At 70.2% G+C, this 16,448-nt stretch carries 16 protein-coding genes; 7 read left to right on the top strand and 9 right to left on the bottom strand.

Going from position 1 to position 16,448, the window contains the following annotated elements; translation table 11 throughout:
• Positions 1–71 precede the first annotated feature (71 nt).
• Together RIN75_RS40385 and RIN75_RS40390 are read right to left on the bottom strand one after the other, a co-directional pair.
• The gene (locus RIN75_RS40385) at positions 72–2,063 is read right to left on the bottom strand and encodes an ATP-binding protein (RefSeq protein WP_309117397.1); all 1,992 of its coding nucleotides are present in this window, start codon (positions 2,061–2,063) and stop codon (positions 72–74) included.
• Positions 2,060–2,668 (bottom strand): DUF4255 domain-containing protein, encoded by a 609-nt coding sequence (locus tag RIN75_RS40390; RefSeq protein WP_309117398.1) that lies wholly within the window; start codon positions 2,666–2,668, stop codon positions 2,060–2,062. Before RIN75_RS40390 ends, RIN75_RS40385 begins: the two co-directional genes overlap by 4 nt.
• A 528-nt stretch (positions 2,669–3,196) precedes the next feature.
• Here RIN75_RS40390 and RIN75_RS40395 point away from each other — a divergent pair.
• Positions 3,197–3,592, top strand: a complete 396-nt coding sequence (locus RIN75_RS40395) for an NPCBM/NEW2 domain-containing protein (RefSeq protein WP_309117399.1) — start codon at positions 3,197–3,199, stop codon at positions 3,590–3,592.
• A gap of 63 nt (positions 3,593–3,655) precedes the next feature.
• Here RIN75_RS40395 and RIN75_RS40400 read toward each other — a convergent pair whose 3' ends face one another.
• The 6 genes from RIN75_RS40400 to RIN75_RS40425 all read right to left on the bottom strand — a co-directional run bounded on the left by RIN75_RS40400 (position 3,656) and on the right by RIN75_RS40425 (position 10,518).
• Positions 3,656–4,930: an ABC transporter substrate-binding protein gene (locus RIN75_RS40400; protein ID WP_309117400.1), complete on the bottom strand. Its 1,275-nt coding sequence runs from the start codon at positions 4,928–4,930 to the stop codon at positions 3,656–3,658.
• Between the two features lie 73 nt (positions 4,931–5,003).
• Positions 5,004–6,113, bottom strand: coding sequence for a branched-chain amino acid ABC transporter permease (locus tag RIN75_RS40405; RefSeq protein WP_309117401.1), 1,110 nt, complete (start codon positions 6,111–6,113; stop codon positions 5,004–5,006).
• Positions 6,110–6,997 carry a branched-chain amino acid ABC transporter permease gene (locus RIN75_RS40410; protein WP_309117402.1) on the bottom strand — a complete coding sequence of 296 codons (888 nt, stop codon included), beginning with the start codon at positions 6,995–6,997 and terminating at the stop codon, positions 6,110–6,112. The genes RIN75_RS40405 and RIN75_RS40410 overlap by 4 nt, the downstream gene beginning before the upstream one ends.
• Positions 6,994–8,847, bottom strand: coding sequence for an AMP-binding protein (locus RIN75_RS40415; RefSeq protein ID WP_309117403.1), 1,854 nt, complete (start codon positions 8,845–8,847; stop codon positions 6,994–6,996). The genes RIN75_RS40410 and RIN75_RS40415 overlap by 4 nt, the downstream gene beginning before the upstream one ends.
• Positions 8,848–8,884: 37 nt before the next feature.
• Positions 8,885–9,682, bottom strand: coding sequence for an ABC transporter ATP-binding protein (locus RIN75_RS40420; protein ID WP_309117404.1), 798 nt, complete (start codon positions 9,680–9,682; stop codon positions 8,885–8,887).
• A complete protein-coding gene (locus tag RIN75_RS40425) occupies positions 9,679–10,518 on the bottom strand; it encodes an ABC transporter ATP-binding protein (RefSeq protein WP_309117405.1) in 840 nt (279 codons plus the stop codon). The genes RIN75_RS40420 and RIN75_RS40425 overlap by 4 nt, the downstream gene beginning before the upstream one ends.
• A gap of 125 nt (positions 10,519–10,643) precedes the next feature.
• On the opposite strand from RIN75_RS40425, the gene RIN75_RS40430 reads away from it, so the two are divergent.
• From RIN75_RS40430 to RIN75_RS40445, 4 genes are read left to right on the top strand one after another with little or no spacing between them, the layout of a single operon-like run.
• On the top strand, positions 10,644–11,000 hold the full coding sequence (locus RIN75_RS40430) for an ATP-binding protein (protein WP_309117406.1): 357 nt from the start codon (positions 10,644–10,646) through the stop codon (positions 10,998–11,000).
• Positions 10,997–11,737: a SigB/SigF/SigG family RNA polymerase sigma factor gene (locus RIN75_RS40435; RefSeq protein WP_309117407.1), complete on the top strand. Its 741-nt coding sequence runs from the start codon at positions 10,997–10,999 to the stop codon at positions 11,735–11,737. The genes RIN75_RS40430 and RIN75_RS40435 overlap by 4 nt, the downstream gene beginning before the upstream one ends.
• Positions 11,738–11,758: 21 nt before the next feature.
• Positions 11,759–12,109, top strand: a complete 351-nt coding sequence (locus RIN75_RS40440) for a hypothetical protein (protein WP_309117408.1) — start codon at positions 11,759–11,761, stop codon at positions 12,107–12,109.
• Positions 12,110–12,158: 49 nt separating this feature from the next.
• Positions 12,159–13,079 carry a hypothetical protein gene (locus RIN75_RS40445; RefSeq protein WP_309117409.1) on the top strand — a complete coding sequence of 307 codons (921 nt, stop codon included), beginning with the start codon at positions 12,159–12,161 and terminating at the stop codon, positions 13,077–13,079.
• Here RIN75_RS40445 and RIN75_RS40450 read toward each other — a convergent pair.
• Entirely contained in the window at positions 13,068–14,051 is a 984-nt protein-coding gene (locus RIN75_RS40450) for a DNA topoisomerase IB (RefSeq protein ID WP_309117410.1), read from the bottom strand. The genes RIN75_RS40445 and RIN75_RS40450 overlap by 12 nt on opposite strands.
• Positions 14,052–14,127: 76 nt before the next feature.
• On the opposite strand from RIN75_RS40450, the gene RIN75_RS40455 reads away from it, so the two are divergent.
• Positions 14,128–15,258, top strand: coding sequence for a glutamate--cysteine ligase (locus RIN75_RS40455; protein ID WP_309117411.1), 1,131 nt, complete (start codon positions 14,128–14,130; stop codon positions 15,256–15,258).
• 14 nt (positions 15,259–15,272) lie between these two features.
• On the top strand, positions 15,273–15,641 hold the full coding sequence (locus tag RIN75_RS40460; protein WP_309117412.1) for an STAS domain-containing protein: 369 nt from the start codon (positions 15,273–15,275) through the stop codon (positions 15,639–15,641).
• Positions 15,642–16,448 lie beyond the last annotated feature (807 nt).

Genomic DNA, 16,448 nt, shown 5'->3' on the forward strand with positions numbered 1-16,448 from the left:
GTCGAGCATCCACCCGCGCGCCCGAGCAGTGGAAGACGCGCAGGGGCCGACTCGGCTGCCCGAACGGGCAGTCACGCCACCACCAGGTCCAGGTAGGGGCCGAACTCGCGGGCGCCGACCAGCCGGCCCAGCTTGCGGTACTCCCGCGCCACCGCGCCGACGACCTCCGCCATGCCCACCGGGCGCCCGGCCTCGGCCGCCAGGTAGGCGGCGGTCACCGCGGCCGACCGGATGTGCCCGCCGGCCAGCTCGAACGCCCCCGCCAGGAAGTCCAGGTCCACGTCGGTGCGCGGCACGGTCGCGCCCAGGCACTTGTCCCACAGCGCCCGCCGCAGCTCCTCGTCGGGCACCGGGAAGTCGACCACCACGTCCAGCCGGCGGGTGAACGCCTCGTCCAGGTTCGCCCGCAGGTTGGTGGCCAGCACCGCGATGCCGTCGAAGGTCTCCATGCGCTGCAACAGGTACGCGCTCTCGATGTTGGCGTACCGGTCGTGCGCGTCGCGCACCTCGGACCGCTTGCCGAAGATCGCGTCCGCCTCGTCGAACAGCAGCACCCCGTTGACGCCCGCCGCCTCGGTGAAGATCCGCTCCAGGTTCTTCTCGGTCTCACCGACGTACTTGTCCACCACCGTCGCCAGGTTCACGGTGTAGAGGTCCAGCCCCAGCGAGGCCGCGATCACCTCGGCCGACATCGTCTTACCAGTGCCGGAATCCCCCGCGAACAACCCGGTCACCCCACGCCCACGCCCACCACCGGGCCGCATCCGCCACTCGTCGATCACCCGCCCCCGGTGCTTCGCCCGCGCCGCGAGTTCCTTCAACAACCCCACCACGGAACCCGGCAACACCAGGTCGTCCCACGACACCGCCGGCTCGATCCGCCGCGCCAACCGCTGCAACCCCGCCGCGTTCTGCCCCCGCGCCCCCGCCCGCAGGTGCTCGACGGTCACCACACCCCCGTCCACCAACGCGGACACCGACGCCGCCTGCGCCGCCCGAGCGATCTGCTGCGGCCCCAACACGAAATGCGCGGTAGCGGACGCCGGATCAACCCCAGCCGCCAGCCGACCCCCCAACCGGTCCCGCCACAACTGCGCCCGAGACGCCACCGGCAGAGCAACCGCCTCCCGCACCAACGGCGGCTCGACACTCCACTGTGGATTCCAGATCTCGGTCCCGTGCACCACCAGCGGAACCGACGGATGGCTCAACTCCCGCAACGGCGGCTCGTCCTCCACCGGACCGAGCACCACACCCGCCCCGCGCAGCACCGCTTCCCGCAGCACGGCCTTGGCCAAAGCCGCGTGATCCGGCTCGGCCCGCAACCGCGCCGCATCGACTTCCACCACCTCGAACCCGGCCTGCCGCAACCCCGCCGCCGCGACCTCAGCCGCCCCTCCACCGGGCCGTTCCCGCAGGTAAGCGAGTCGAACCCCGGCGCACAACCCCTGCACCAACCACCCGACCTCAGCCACCACCGCAGGCTCGTCGACGACCCGCGCCACCCCGGTCAGCCCGGCATCCGGCCGGTCATCCCCCAACAGGTGGTTGACCACCCGATCCGGCACCCGCAACGACCGCGACAGGAACGGCCGCTCCCGGTCCTCCACCACCAACAGCCCGGCCGCCACCAACTCAGCCCCGGGATCCAACCGGGACCGCCCGGCCGCAGCCGCCTCCGGCAACCCGCACAACCGCAACGCCAACCCCGCCGTGGCCCGCCGCCGAGTCACGTCATCGTTCAAATACCCGTAGAACTGCTCGAACCGACTGTCCACGTCCGGCGCAAGCGCGACCAACAACAGCTCAACGTCCAAATCGGACAGCCCGGCGACCTCCGCCAACGCCCCGAGCCGCCCCGCCGTGGCCGTGGACTGGAACGGCACGAACGGCTCCCGCCGCGAGGCCAACAACGCCTCGATCGCCTCGTCCGACAGGTAGAGCCCGCGAAACGGGTCGTCCGGGTTCGGATCGGCCTGCCGACGAGCGGCCACCGCCTCCCGAATCCGCCGCTCCAACGCGGCCAGCCGGGAAAACAGGTGCGGCAGGCTCCCGGTGTTCACGAGTGCCTGCGCGTGATCGCGGGCCGGTGCCCAACCGAGTCGCCCCCCATGTCCAACCGAACCCCCTCCTCCACCGGCGGCCCGGCCGGGAACACCCGCCCGGAGTCGACCGGCGCCGACACGACCACGTCCAACGACGGCTTCAACTCCCCGCCCAACGCCGTCCAGACATCGGCGAACGCCCGATCCTCCGGCGGCGGCAACGCCACCGTCATCGGCACCGGCAATTCAAGGGCGGCAAGGCTCCCCGTCAACAACTCGGGCGGCACAGCCTCGTGCCGCAAGAACCCCACCAACAACTCGGACAACAACCGATGCTCGTCCTCGGACCGCTGGGTCCAGGCCGTGACGAGGTAGGAAAGCTTGATGTGGCGGGGCGGCAACCGCCGCGAGACCACCTGTCCGTTCTCGTAGTCGTTGAGCAGCCCACGCTGCCGCCGACGCAGGTCCTCACGGATGTCGTAGAGGTAGACGTTGACCGTGGGCGCGTTCCGCCGAGCGGCCCAGTCCTTGGTGGGCGCGTCGAACGCGACCTCCACGTCGGTACCACGCAACGCGTCGTCCCGGACCATCCGCCGAAGAGCCTCGTCTACCTCGTGGATCACGCCCCCACTGTGGTGGGTGGACGGGGTCGGGACACCCGTCACCACGACAGACCAACGTGCAGACCTGACTGCCCTCTTGGGCACGCACCCGACACCCGGCGGTCCCGCTTTTCGACCTCGGAAGGGCCGCGGGACCAAAATGAACATTCTGCCAACTCGTCGCACCGAGCCGCACCGCAATTCGGCGGACTTCGCGGGCGTTGCACTTCCGCCGATTGCTGCTACTCTTCCGCACCAATTGAGATCCGTGGTGGGGGCACGGGTCGGTCGGGAGTTCCACTCACGTCTTGACCCGAAGGGCACACGAGCATGGCCACTGGCCGATTAGTCGGTTTGTCCGTCGCCGGTGTGGCGGTCCTGGTGGTGGGGATCTGGCTGGGCACGCAACTCGTGCCCGAACCCACGTCCGTGGCGTCCTCCGTCGAGGCGCCGTCCACCCGGGCCACCGCCACCACGACCACGACCACGTACGACCCGGATCCCAACGCCTTCTGGCTGGCTGATCGCACACCGACCAACAGCACATCGGTGGACGACCGGTACGACAAGGGCCCATGGACATCGGGACCGGCGAACATCCGGGGAAACACCCGGGACAAAGCGTGGTCGGCCACCGGCGCATGGTGCGGAACGGCACAACTGGGTTTCACACTTGACGGCCAATTCGGCCGGATCACCGCCCAGGTGGCGATCGCGGGGAACTCCGCGGTCACCAAACCGCTCGATTTCTTCATCCTGGCCGATGGCAACCGAATCGCCGAATACCAAACGGTCGGCAAGGCGCCACAACCCGTGGACGTGTCGATCGCGGGCGCGAAGAGCATCACCATCGGCGTCGAGCCACCCGACGGGGACGGCACCCGCTGCCCCGGACCCGAGCGGATCGCGGTGTGGGCCGAAGCCCGGCTCATCCCGGCCGGCTGAGTCGACCACACCGAAGAGGCTCGGGCCGGCTCGAAGAGAGCCGGCCCGAGCCCGGGGGTCACATCACTGGTAGCAGGGCTTCTCGAACTTGAAGTCCTTCGCCGTGGACCCGACGAAGAAGTCCTCCACCAGGCTCACCCCGGTCGGCGCCGCGTCGTCCGGCTTGTAGATCAGGCTCTGCCGCACCACCCCGTCGTTCGGGCTGCCGGAGAACTTGCCCGAGCCGGACGGGAGCATGCCCTCGTAGTCCACCGAGTCCAGCTGCCGCACGGCGTTGAGCAACCCGGCCCGGGTCAGGTCCTTGTTCGCCACCGCCTTCTCCAGCGCCGCCTTCAACGGGTACGACCACACCCAACCGGCCGTGTAGCCGTCGTTCGGCGTCACGCTCGGCAATGCGTCGCGCATCGCCTTGTGCCCGATCGAGTCGGTCTGCCACGCCTTCCAGGGCGCGGACTGGTAGTACAGCGCCTTGATCGCCGGTGCGGCCGGGGACTTCAGCAGACCCGGGTTCCACGTCGGCGACGTGCCGATGAACTTGCCCTTGTAGCCACGGGCCGCGGTCTGGCCGATGATCACCGCCGCGTCCGTCGGGCCCGTCGTCAGGATCACCAGGTCCGGCTTCCCGGACACGATCGCGTCGATCGCGCCACCCTGGTTGTCCTGGCCCGTCTGGGTCACCACGGACGAGAACGTGGCGCCGCGCTTCTCCGCCGCGATCTTCGCGCCCGCTGCCGCGTCGTCGCCGTAGTCACCGGGCAGGTGCACGGCCATCACGCTCTTGACGCCCAGCTTCTCCACCGCGTAGTCGACCGAGTTCATCGACTCCAGGCAGTAGTTCGTGCCGGACTCCAGCACGACCTCCTCGTGACCCCACAACGACGTCCACGACGCGGGCACGCTCACCATCTGCGTGTTCTCCAGGTCGGGCAGGATCGCCGCGGTGGTCGGCGAGCCCAACGTCTGCGCCAGCGCCAGGATCTTGCCCTTGATCTCCTGGTACACCTGGTTGTGGATCTGCGGGTTGTACTTGTTGTCCTTGACGTAGGACGTGACGTCCACGTCGTAGCCGCCGATCCCGCCCTGGTCGTTGACGCGCTTCCAGAACGCCTTCTGCGCGTCGGTGATCGGCACCGCCAACGTCTTGAAAGGCCCTTCCGTCAGGTCCGAGATCGACCCGAGGTAGATGCAGCCGCGGTCGCTGTGGCCGGTCTGCGGGCACGGTTCGCCGGTCACGCCGAAGTCGACCTTGACCCCGCCCTTGCCCTCGGCCGGCGCCGCGCCGTCACCTCCCCGGCAGGCCGCGGCGGTGAGCGCCAACGCCGAGAACAACACGAGCACCGCCCTGTGACTGCGTGCCGAACCTGCCGAACGTGCCGGCCGTGCGGAGCGTGCGGACATCCGTTTCACCCTTTCAGTACGAGAAAGGCCAGGTGCGCCAGTAGTTGCGGACACGCACCCAAATCCCGAACAGGCCGCGTGGCTCGACGATGAGGAACACCACGATCAGCAGCCCGTACAGGACCGCTTCGACCTGGAACACCGTGATCGCACCCGTCGCATCGGAGCTGATGAACGGCAGCACCGTGGGCAGTTCCCGGGTGATGCGCGGCAGCAGCGTGATGAACAGGGCGCCCATGACCGCCCCCGAAATGGTGCCCGCACCGCCGATGAGGACCATCGCGATGTACTGCACCGACAGCAACAGGTTGAACGAACCGGGGTCGAAGAACCCGTTGACCACGAACAGCAGCGCGCCCGCGACCCCGGCGTAGAAGGAGGAGATGGCGAACGCCAGCACCTTGTACTTGGTCAGGTCCACGCCGATGACCGCCGCGGCCAGGTCCCGGTCCCGGACCGCGGCGAACGCCCGCCCGATCCGCGACCGCACCAGGTTGCGCGCCAGCACGCCGAAGATCACCAGGAGCACGAACATCAGCAGGTACAGCTGCTGCGGACCGGTGAAGAACTCGCTGGGCCGGTCCAACCGCACCCCGAAGACCTCGGGCACCGCCGCCGGCCGACCGACCCCCGGCCCGCCCGTCAGGTCGTCCCACTCCCGGAAGATGTGCTCTCCCAGGAAGACCAGCCCCAGCGTGACGATCGCCAGGTACAGCCCGCGCAACCGCACCGCCAACGGCGCCACGATCACACCGAACAACGCCGCCACCAACCCCGAAGCCAGCAACCACACCGGCAACGACGTGATGCCGAACCCCAACACCCGCCCGTCCGGATCACCGGACAGCGCCGCACCGGTGTAGGCCCCGATCGCCAGGAAGAACGCGTGCCCCAACGACACCTGGCCCGCGTACCCGGTCACGATGTTGAGCCCGATCGCCCCGATCGCCGCCACGAACCCCGTGGCCAGCAACATCAACAGGTCGTCGGTCACCGCGAACGGCATCAGCAGCGCGAACACCACCAACGCCCCGGTCCACGCCCGCTTCGGACGGGTGTTCAAGAATGCCATGTCCTGCGCATAAGAGGTGTACAGCTCAGGACGTCCCTTGAGACCCTTCACAGCCGCTCCACCTCCTTGCTGCCGAACAACCCGTAGGGCCGCACGAGGAGCACGACCAGCATCAGCGCGTACGGCGCCACCAGGGCGAAGTTGGGTCCGAGCCAGGGCGCCACGTCTCCTTGGTAGGTGCCGACCAACGACTCCACGACCCCCACGGCCAACCCGCCGGCGACCGCGCCGCCCAGCGAGTCCAAGCCACCGAGAATGATGGCGGGCAGCGCTTTCAGCGCGATGATCCACAACTGTTGATCGACACCGGCCCCGGTGGCGACGAACACGCCGGCCAGCGCCGCGAGCCCGCCCGCGATCGCCCACGACAGCGCGAACACCGATCCGACCGAGATCCCTTGCGCCATCGCGACCTCCTGGTCATAGGCGACCGCGCGCATGGCCAACCCGACCCGGGAGAACCGGAAGAACGCGAACAGCACGGCCACCACCACCGCGGTGGTCCCGAACATCACCAGGTACCGCTCCTGCACCTCGACACCCAGCAGGGACACCGTGGACAGGCCCCACGGGTCGCCGACCTGCCGCACGTCCAGGCCGATGAACGCGTTGGTCACCACCCGCACCACCACGTCCACGCCGATGGTGATGATCGCGACCACGAACACCGGTTTGCCGATCATCGGACGCAGCACGGTCCGCTCCACGCCCAGCGCCAGCACGGCGATCAGCACCGCCGCGATCGGCACCGCCACGAAGAACCCGACCTCGGTGGCCAGGTAGCTGACCAGCACCGCGCCCGCCAGCATGAACGCCGGCTGCGCGAAGCTGATCACCCGCGTCGACTTGTAGATGATCACGAAACCCAGGGCCAGCAACGAATAGATGGACCCCGTGCCCAACCCGCGGATCAGACTCTGGAGGAACTCGCTCACCGGGTACCTCCCGAGTACATGTCGTCCACGAGGTCACCGAACGCCTTGGCCAGCGCGGACCGCTTGACCTTCTGCGTCGCGGTCAGCTCGCCGTCCTCGTGGTCGAGTTCCTTGGGCAGCATCCGGAACTTCTTGACCTGCTCGACGGACGCGAACTTCTCGTTGACGCGCGTGACGATCCCCTGCACCAGTTCCTTCACCTCTGCCTTCTCCGCCAGGTCCCGGTAGGTGGTGTAGGCGATCTTGCGGTCGCGGGCCCAGTGGCCGACCGTGTCGTACTCGATGCCGATCAGCGCGACCAGGTACGCGCGCTGGTCGCCGACGACCACGGCTTCCTTGATGTAGGGCGAGGTCTTCAGGGCGTTCTCGATCTCCGACGGGGCCACGTTCTTGCCGCCGGCGGTGATGATGATGTCCTTCATCCGGTCGGTGATCCGCACGTGCGTGCCGTCGACCCACTCGCCGACGTCCCCGGTGTGCAGCCAGCCGTCCTCGGTGAGCGCCCGCCGGGTCGCGTCCTCGTCGCGCCAGTAGCCCTTGAACGTGCCCGCGTGGCGGGTCTGGATCTCGCCGTCCTCGGTGATCCGCAGCTCGACCCCGTCGTGCGGCTCGCCGACGGTGCCGACCTTGACCCGGCCGGGCCGGTTCGCGGTGGCGATCGCGGAGTTCTCGGTCATGCCGTAGACCTCGTGCATCGGCACGCCGATGCCCATGAAGAACTTCAGCACCTCCGGCGCGATGGGGGCGGCCCCGGACGCGGCGTAGCGGACCCGGCGCATCCCGATCCGGGTGCGCAGCGCCCGGTAGCAGAACACCCAGCCCAGGGCGTACTTCAGCCGCGTGGCCGCGGTGTGCTTCCCGCCGGTGCGCACCAGTTCCTCGCCGATCCGGTCGGCCACGCGCAGCCAGAACTTCGTCGTGACGCGCTTGAGCCAGGTCGCCGAGGACGCGCCGATGGTGACCGCCGCCAGCACCTTCTCCCAGATGCGGGGCACGCCGAACAGGATCGTCGGCTGCACCTCGCGCAGGTTGGGCTGCACGGTCTCGATCGACTCGGCGAAGTGCACCTGGACGCCCGCCGACGCGCTGAACCACGTCGTGAAGATCCGCTCCGCCACGTGGCACAGCGGCAGGTACGAGAGGGTTACGTCCTTGGGCGACGGCGGCGGCGAGGTGAACCCGCCGCCCTCAACCAGCGTCTCGATGGCGAACTCGACGTTGGCCACGGTGAGCATCGCGCCCTTGGGCGGCCCGGTGGTGCCCGAGGTGTAGATCAACGTGAGCACGTCGTCCGGCTCGACCTGCCGCATCCGCTCCTCGACGGCGCCGGAATGGGCGTCCCGGTGCTCCGCGCCCAGGGCGAGGAAGTCGTCCCACGCCATCAGCTTCGGGTTGTCATAGCGGTGCCGGATGCCGCGCGGCTCCAGGTAGACGATCTTCTCCAGGTCCGGCAGGGAGTCCAGCACCGCCAGCGCCTTGTCGACCTGCTCCTGGTCCTCGGCCACCAGCACCCGCGCGCCCGAGTGGGACAGCAGGTAGGCGACCTCGCTGGCCGGGTTGGTCGGGTACAGGCCCACCGTGATCGCCCGGACGGCGGTGGTGCCGATGTCGGCGTAGAGCCACTCCCGGCGGTTCTCGGAGTGGATCGCGACCCGGTCGCCGGGGTCGACGCCCAGGGCGAGCAGGGCGTGGCCGACGAGTTCGGCGTTCGCCCAGTACTCCTTCCAGGTGACCTCCTGCCAGACGCCGAAGTCCTTGGCGCGCAACGCGACCGCGTCCGGGTTGGCCGCGGCCCGGTCGCGGACCCGCCCGGCGACGGTCTTGGTCACGACCGCGGTGGCCGTCGTCATGCCGCACCTCCACCAGCCGTGCGGCTGCTCGCACCGGTCACGCCGCACCTCCGACCGTCTTGTGCTGCTCACCCAGGTAGGCGCGGACGACGTCGGGGTCGCGCTGGACCTCCGCGGGCGTGCCGGTGCGGATCGGCTTGCCGAAGTCCAGCACCATCACCCGGTCGGCCAGCTCCATCACCAGCCCCATGTCGTGCTCCACCATCACCATCGCGATGCCCAGCTCGTCGCGGACGTCGAGGATGAACCGGGCCATGTCCTCGGTCTCCTCGACGTTCATGCCCGCCACCGGCTCGTCCAGCAGCAGCACCTTGGGCTCCATGGCCAGCGCCCGGCCCAGCTCCACCCGCTTCTGCACCCCGTAGGGCAGCAGGCCCACCGGCAGCCGCCGCCACTGCTCCAGCTCCAGGAAGTCGATCACGTCCTCGACCGCCTGCCGGTTGGCCAGCTCCTCGCGCCGCGCCCGGCCCAGCCAGGCGAACGCGGACAGCGCCCCGTAGCGCATGTGGTTGTGCCGGCCCAGCATCAGGTTGTCGACCACGGTGAGGTGGGCGAACAGCTCGATGTTCTGGAACGTCCGGGCCACGCCCAGCGCGGCGATCCTGTGCGGGCGCATCCCGAGGATCTCCCGCCCCTCGAACCGCACCGAGCCCCGCTGCGGCCGGTAGACGCCGGACAGCACGTTGAAGATCGACGTCTTGCCCGCGCCGTTCGGGCCGATGATCGCGAACAGCTCGCCCGCGCCGACCGTGAACGACACGCCGTCGACCGCCTTCACGCCGCTGAACGACAGCTCGACGCCCTCGACCTCCAGCACGTTGTCCGGCGCGCTCACGACAACCACCGCTTCCGCCGCTTGTAGTGCTTGACGTCGCGGAACGACGAGGTCGTGCCCTCGGCGCGCAGGCCCAGGTAGAACTCGCGGACGTCCTCGTCGGCCAGCAGCGCGACCGCGGGCTTGTCCATGACGACCTTGCCGGTCTCCAGGACGTACCCGTGGTCGGCGATGGACAGCGCCATCGTGGCGTTCTGCTCCACCAGCAGCACGGTGGTCCCCTGCTCGTTGATCTTCACGATGAGGTCCCGGATCTGCTGCACCATCAGCGGCGCCAGACCCAGGCTCGGCTCGTCCAGCAGCAGGTAGCGCGGCTCGGACATCAGCGCCCGGCCGATGGAGAGCATCTGCTGCTCGCCGCCGGACAGGTAGCCCGCGCTCTGCCTGCGCCGCTCCTTCAGCCGCGGGAACAGCTCGTACATCCGCTCCAGGTTCGGCTTGAGCGAGCGCGGTCGGGCGTGGCCGCCGATCCGCAGGTTCTCCTCCACGGTCAACTCGGCCAGGATGCGGCGCCCCTCCAGCGCCTGCTTCACGCCCAGGGCCGCGATCCGAGCCGGTGAGGCCCGGTGGATCGGCCTGCCGTCCAACGTGACGGAGCCTCGGGTCACCTTCCCGTCGTGCACGTCGAGCAGGCCTGACAAGGCCCGCAGCAAGGTGGTCTTCCCGGCGCCGTTGGCACCGAGCAACGCGACGATCCGCCCTTCGGGGATGCGCAGGCTCACACCGCGCAGCACCAGCATCACGTCGTCGTAGACCACCTCAAGGTTGTTCGCCTCCAGCACCGGCGCCTCCGGGTGGGTGTCGGGGAGGCGAACAGTATGACGCCGGTCACTCATTTCCTACCACTGTTCGCAAACCGTGATGTTCGCGAGGTTCGTCCCTGTTCGGCTTTCACGATTCTGATGCGCAGTCCTGTGTGGACGGGGGTGTAGCCGGGTCACGACCCGGGTATGCCGCAGCCATGGACAGGGCGGTCGAGCTTCGGATGGCGGCGCTACCGGCCAGTCTGTCCACCATCCGTGCGGTCGCGGGCGCCATCGCCCGGTCGACGCCCTCGCTGGCGGTGGACCTGGTCGTCGCGGTGGACGAGGCCTGCTCGACGCTGATCGTCCGCGCCCGCGAGCACGCGGTCCTGGCCTGCCGGTTCGTCCGAGACGGTGATTCGGTGCGGTTCCGGGCACAGGTCCTCTCCTCGGCCGTGACCGTGCCCGATCACGGGTCGTTGTACTGGCGGGTCGTCTCCGCTATGGCCGACACGGTGGCCACATGGGTGGACGGCGACGGCCTGCTGCACGTCGAGCTGAGGTGCCGGGCATGAACGCCGTCGACTACCAACCGATGTTCGCCGAACTGGCGAGCACGCAGCGTGACTGCTCGCGCTATGCGGAGTTGCGCGACCGGCTGGTGACCGAGCACCTGCCGCTGGCCCGGCACATCGCCGACCGGTTCGCCGAGCGCGGCGAGTCGGTGGAGGACCTGCGCCAGGTGGCGGCCCTGGGGCTGATCCACGCGGTCGACCGGTTCGACGCGTCCCGCGGGATCGACTTCCTGGCCTTCGCCGTCCCGACGATCACCGGCGAGGTCCGCCGGTACCTGCGCGACCAGGGCTGGGCCGTCCGGGTGCCGCGCAGGCTGAAGGAGCTGTGCGTCTCGATCGACACGGCCCGCGTGGAACTGGCCCGCCGCACCGGCCGCTCCCCCAAGCCCACCGAGGTCGCCCGCCACCTCGGCATCGGCGTGGACGAGGTCTACGAGGGCCTGCACGCGACCTCCGCCCACCACCTGCTGTCCCTGGACGCCCTGGACGACGAGGAACTGGAAGCCGACCGCCTGGGTTCCGACGACCCGGCCCTGGAGGTCGTCGAGCTGCAGCACGCGCTGGACCCGATGCTGCGCGGCCTGCCGCGGCGGGAGCGCCGGATCGTGGTGCTGCGGTTCTTCCGGAACATGACCCAGAGCCAGATCGCCGACTCGGTCGGGGTGTCCCAGATGCACGTGTCCAGGTTGTTGAGCCGTTCACTGGCCCGGTTGCGGACTCTGCTCGATGATGTGTGACGAGCGAGAGGGGTGGTCGCCGTGGCGAACCTGTCCTGGCCCCAACGGGCCGCCCTGGCGCTGGGCGTCGCGCTCCTCGTGTGGGGTGTGGTGGACCTCGTGCTCGGCAGGATCCCTCTCGGCTTGTTCCACGTGATCACCGGCGGGGCGGTGGCCGCCGCCGCCTTCCGGGTGCGCGCCGAGCGGTTCACGGGGACCTTCCTGGCGTTGGTCTTCCTGGTCGTCTTCGCGGTGGGCTCGGGCACCCCCGGCGGCCCGCTGGACGCGGGCACCGTCGGCAACAGCCTGCACCTGCTGCTCGGGTTCGCCTCGGTGGCCATCGCGGAGGGCTGCGTGTGGTGCGAGCAGAGGGCGCGGCAGCGGTTGCCCTGAGTCGCCGGCGGGTACCTCGACAGAGTGAGGCGAACCCGCGGGAGGACCGATGCGCACGACGCAGTTCCAGGACGTCGTCGGAGCCGAGGGGCCGTTCGTCTCGGTCTGCCTCGACGTGGGCGAACACGTCTCGTTGCGGTGGCGCGCCATGCGCGACCAGTTGGAGGCCGAGGGCGCGTTCGGCGATCTCCTGGCGCTGGTCGACGAGGCTTTGCGGACACCCCTGGGGTCTGTGGGCCGGGGTCTGGTGGTCGGCGACGGCAGGGTGCTGGTGGACGAGCCGCTGCCGATGGCGCCGTCGGGGTACGTGGCCCGGTTCAGCGCTTTGCCCTACGTGCTGCCGATGGTCGACCTGGCTGAGCCGTTGCTGCCGCACGTGGTCGTGCGGGTGGACGAGCACGGGGCCGATCTGCGCGGGGTCGACGCCGGTGGCCGTCCGGTGGCGGTGGCGTCGGTGGGGGCGCGGGAGCGGCGGCTGGACGCGGCCGAGTTGGCGGACGTCGCCCAGGAGGCGACCGCGTTGGTCGACCGGCTGGACGCGCCCCTGCTCGTGCTGGCCGGGCCGTTGACCGCGCGGCGGTCGGTGCGGGTGGCGTTGCCGGGCAAGTACCACCGGCTGGTGGTCGAGGTCGAGGGCGCGCCGGACCGGGTGGTGCTGCACCTGGCCGGTCGGGCGAACCAGGACGCGCGGCGGGCGGTGGTGCAGCGGTTCCGGGACGAGGTGACCGGGTTGACCGGGCGGGCCGTGCACGGGATCGACGCGGTGTACGGGGCGTTGGCCGAGGGTCGGGTGGAGGTCCTCCTGCTGACCGATTCGCTGGTGGGGTCGCGGATGGCGGACGGTGGGCGCGCGGACGAGGTCTTGCCGCTGTTGGCGGTGGCGTCCGGGGCGGAAATCGTCCTGGTCGGCGGCGCGGTCCGGTTGCACGAGGACGTCGGCGCGCTGCTTTCGCCGGACCTAGCGCCTTGAGCGGCGGGTGCGGGGAGTCAGCAGGTCGATGACCGCCTTCTCGGTCACCTCGCGGTCCTCCGAGATCGTGGAGAGCACGGTTCCCTTGTTGAACAGGTCCACGATCCTCGGATCGACATAGGACTTCCGCGCCACCGCCGGCGTGTTGCCCAGGTGTTCCGACACCTCCCGCATCACGGCCGCCTCCACCCGCTTGCGCCCCCGCTTCGACTCCGGCCGGCCCGCCTCCGCGAACGCCACCGCCGCCAGCACGGTCGCGTGCCACGTCCGGAGGTCCTTCACCGAGTACTCCTCCCCCACCAGCTCCTTGAACCGCTCGTTGACGTCCTCCGCCGTCACCCCGCGCCCGTCCGCGTCCACCAGCAGCCGCTCGTCGCCGGAACGCCCGCGCAGCAACGACTTCACCGCCCGCGCCAGGTCCGCGTCGACGACCTGGGTGCAGAACTCGATCCCGCCCTTGGCCGGGTAGCAGAAGTCCACAGTGGACCCACGGACCTTCACGTGCTCGCACAGCAGGGTCGCCACGCCGTACGTCCCGTTGTCCTCGGCATAGGACTCCCCGCCCACCCGGAACACGCCCCGGTCCAGCATGGCCAGCGCCACCGCGACCACCCGGGACAAGCGCCGGCCCCGGCCGCGCAGCTCGGTCAGCACCCGGGACCGGAAGCCGGGCAGGGACGGGGCCAGGTCCAGGACCCGGGAGTGCTTCTCCTCGTCCCGCTCCCGGCGCCACCGCTCGTGGTACAGGTACTGCCGCCGGCCCGCCGAGTCCGTGCCGACCGCCTGGAGGTGGCCGTTCTCGTACGGGCACACCCACACGTCCTGCCAGGCGGGCGGGATCACCAGGGACTTGATGCGCGCCAGTTCGTCCGGGGTGGGGGTCGCGCCGTCGGCGTCCACGTAGCGGAAGCCCCGGCCGTGGCGCAGGCGGCGCCAGCCCGGACCGTGGGGGTCGCTGCGGCGCAGTCTCACCCCAGCGAGGTGCCCGGACGCGGCGGAAGTGAAACTCGGAGGGTTGACGGCGGCCGGCAGTGGGTATGGCACGCCCATGACCGAGACCTGGACCGTCGGCGTCGAGCAGGAGTTGTTCCTGGTCGATCCCACGACGCGCCGGCCCGTGCCCTGCGCGGAGGCGGTCACCCAGCACGCCGGCGCGCGGCTCGACGTGCAGCGGGAGCTGACGCCGTTCCAGATCGAGGTCGCCACCCCGGTGTGCCACACCGCCGGCGAACTCGCCGAGCAGGTGGTGCTCGGGCGCGCCCACCTGGCCAAGGCCGCGCACGCCGCCGGCTGCCGACTGCTGGCCTCCGGCGTGCCCCCGGTGGGCACCGCCGGGCCGCCGCCGGGCACCGACGACCCGCGCTACCGGCTCATGGAGTACTCGCACCGCAAGCTGCTCGGCGGCCAGGGGGTGTGCGGGCTGCACGTCCACGTCGGCGTGCCGGACCGGGACACCGCCGTGCGCGTGTCGAACGCGCTCAGACCCTGGCTGCCGACGCTGCTCGCGCTCAGCGCCAACTCGCCGATCGTGTCCGCCGAGGACAGCGGTTACGCGAGCTGGCGCTCGATCGTGTGGTCGCGCTGGCCGGTCGGCGGGCCGCCGCCGCACCTGGAGTCCGGCGAGCACTACGACCACCTCGTGCACACCCTGTTGCAGACCGAGGTGCTGCTGGACGTCAACATGGTCTACTGGGACGTGCGGCCGTCTTCGCACGTCCCGACGGTCGAGGTGCGCGTCGCGGACATCCCGCAGACCGCGCACGAGACCGTCGTGATCGCCGAACTCATCCGCGCCTTCGCGCGCACCGCCGCCGAGTCGCCGGACGCCGAGCGGGTGGACGACGTGCTGCTGCGCGCCGCCTACTGGCGAGCCGCCCGGGACGGGTACGACGGGCTGGCGGTCGACCCGCGCACCGGCGCGCTCGTGCAGGCCCGGCGGCTGGCCGCGGAGCTGGTCGAGCGCAGCGCCGGCGCGCTGCGCGACGCGGGCAGCCTGAACACCGTGACCGACCACCTGGAGTGGCTGCGCACCAACGGCAGCGGCGCGGCCCGGCAACGCCGGGCGCTGGGCGCCTCGGCCGACCCGCGCGAGCTGGTCGACCAGGTCATGGCCGCCACGGTCACCGACGTGCGTTCCGGACTACCGTGGAGCACGCACCGCACCGGCGGTGCGCGATGAGAGAGGAGACCGGGGTGCCAGAACCCGGGGCAACGCTGGCGTCCGTGCGGACCGACCGGCCCGCGGACGGGGTGGTGGTGCTGCGCGTGTCCGGAGAGTTGGACACCAGCAGCGCGGACGAGCTGGCCCAACCGCTGCGCGAGACCCTCGTGGGAGACGTGCGCGCCGTCGTGGTGGACCTCCTCGACGTGCGCTTCCTCGGCTCGGCGGGCCTGGAGGCGCTGGTCACCGGCAGCAAGCGGGCGACCGAGTTGGAGGTGCCGCTGGTGCTGGTCGCGGCCGGCCGGGCGGTGCTGCGGCCGATCGAGGCGACCGGTCTGACCTCCGTGTTCACCATCGTGGAGACCGAGCAGGAGGCACTGGCCAAGGTCGGGGCCGCCTAGACAGCGTCCGGCAAGCCGCCGGCAGCACCTCCGCAGCCGCCGTTGCGGGCAAGTCCGCCACGCCGTGGCGGACTTGCCCGCTTGTCCTGCGGGAGTCCGCTTTGCCGTGCGGACAGTCCGCCTCGCCTTGCCTGCCGACAGCCCGCCTTGCCGTGCCGACAGCCCGCCTTGCCGTGCGGGCAGTCCGCCTCGCCTTGCCTGCCGACAGCCCGCCTTGCCGTGCCGACAGCCCGCCTTGCCGTGCGGGCAGTCCGCCGAGCGGACACAACTCAACTTGGGCTTCTTGCTTGTGTCATCCCCGTATGGCCCGCCCGAAGGGCTACCACATTTTTGGTCGGGTGCAGCCGAAAATTTTGTGTGGAACGAGCAAAATTTTCAGCTGCACCCGACCAAAAATGTGGTCGGCTTTGCCGGGTCATGCGGGGATGGCACAAGCAAGAAGCCCCCGCAGTTGCAGTTGTGTCATCCTTGGCGGCTCGCCCGCCGGCGAGGCTCTTTTAATCTTTAAAATTGCGCTTCCCCGCTCAAGTCCACGCTGCGCGGGGCTGAACGCAACGCGCTCCGCGCTGCTGGAGGAGGAACGCGCTTCGGGCTCTTGAACCGCGCTGGCGCGCTCGCAAGCTCGAACGCGCTGCGCGCTCTCAAGATCACAAGCGCCTCGCCGGCGGGCAGACCACCGATGGGGGAGGGAAGGGCGTCGGTTCCCCCACCGCATGGCCTGGCAAAGCCAACCACAGATTTCCCGGGTGCCGCTGAAATTTTTTGCTCGTTCCTCACAAAAAATTTCAGCGGCACCCGGGGAATCAG

Origin of the sequence: Saccharothrix sp., from assembly GCF_031180885.1 — a bacterium.
Classification (GTDB): domain Bacteria; phylum Actinomycetota; class Actinomycetes; order Mycobacteriales; family Pseudonocardiaceae; genus Actinosynnema.

Coding starts and splice junctions, on each gene's coding strand:
- RIN75_RS40435 (WP_309117407.1), top strand. CDS start 10,997: ATGAACGCCGTCGACTACCAACCGATGTTCGCCGAACTGGCGAGCACG.
- RIN75_RS40455 (WP_309117411.1), top strand. CDS start 14,128: ATGACCGAGACCTGGACCGTCGGCGTCGAGCAGGAGTTGTTCCTGGTC.
- RIN75_RS40415 (WP_309117403.1), bottom strand. CDS start 8,847: ATGACGACGGCCACCGCGGTCGTGACCAAGACCGTCGCCGGGCGGGTC.
- RIN75_RS40430 (WP_309117406.1), top strand. CDS start 10,644: ATGGACAGGGCGGTCGAGCTTCGGATGGCGGCGCTACCGGCCAGTCTG.
- RIN75_RS40445 (WP_309117409.1), top strand. CDS start 12,159: ATGCGCACGACGCAGTTCCAGGACGTCGTCGGAGCCGAGGGGCCGTTC.
- RIN75_RS40425 (WP_309117405.1), bottom strand. CDS start 10,518: ATGAGTGACCGGCGTCATACTGTTCGCCTCCCCGACACCCACCCGGAG.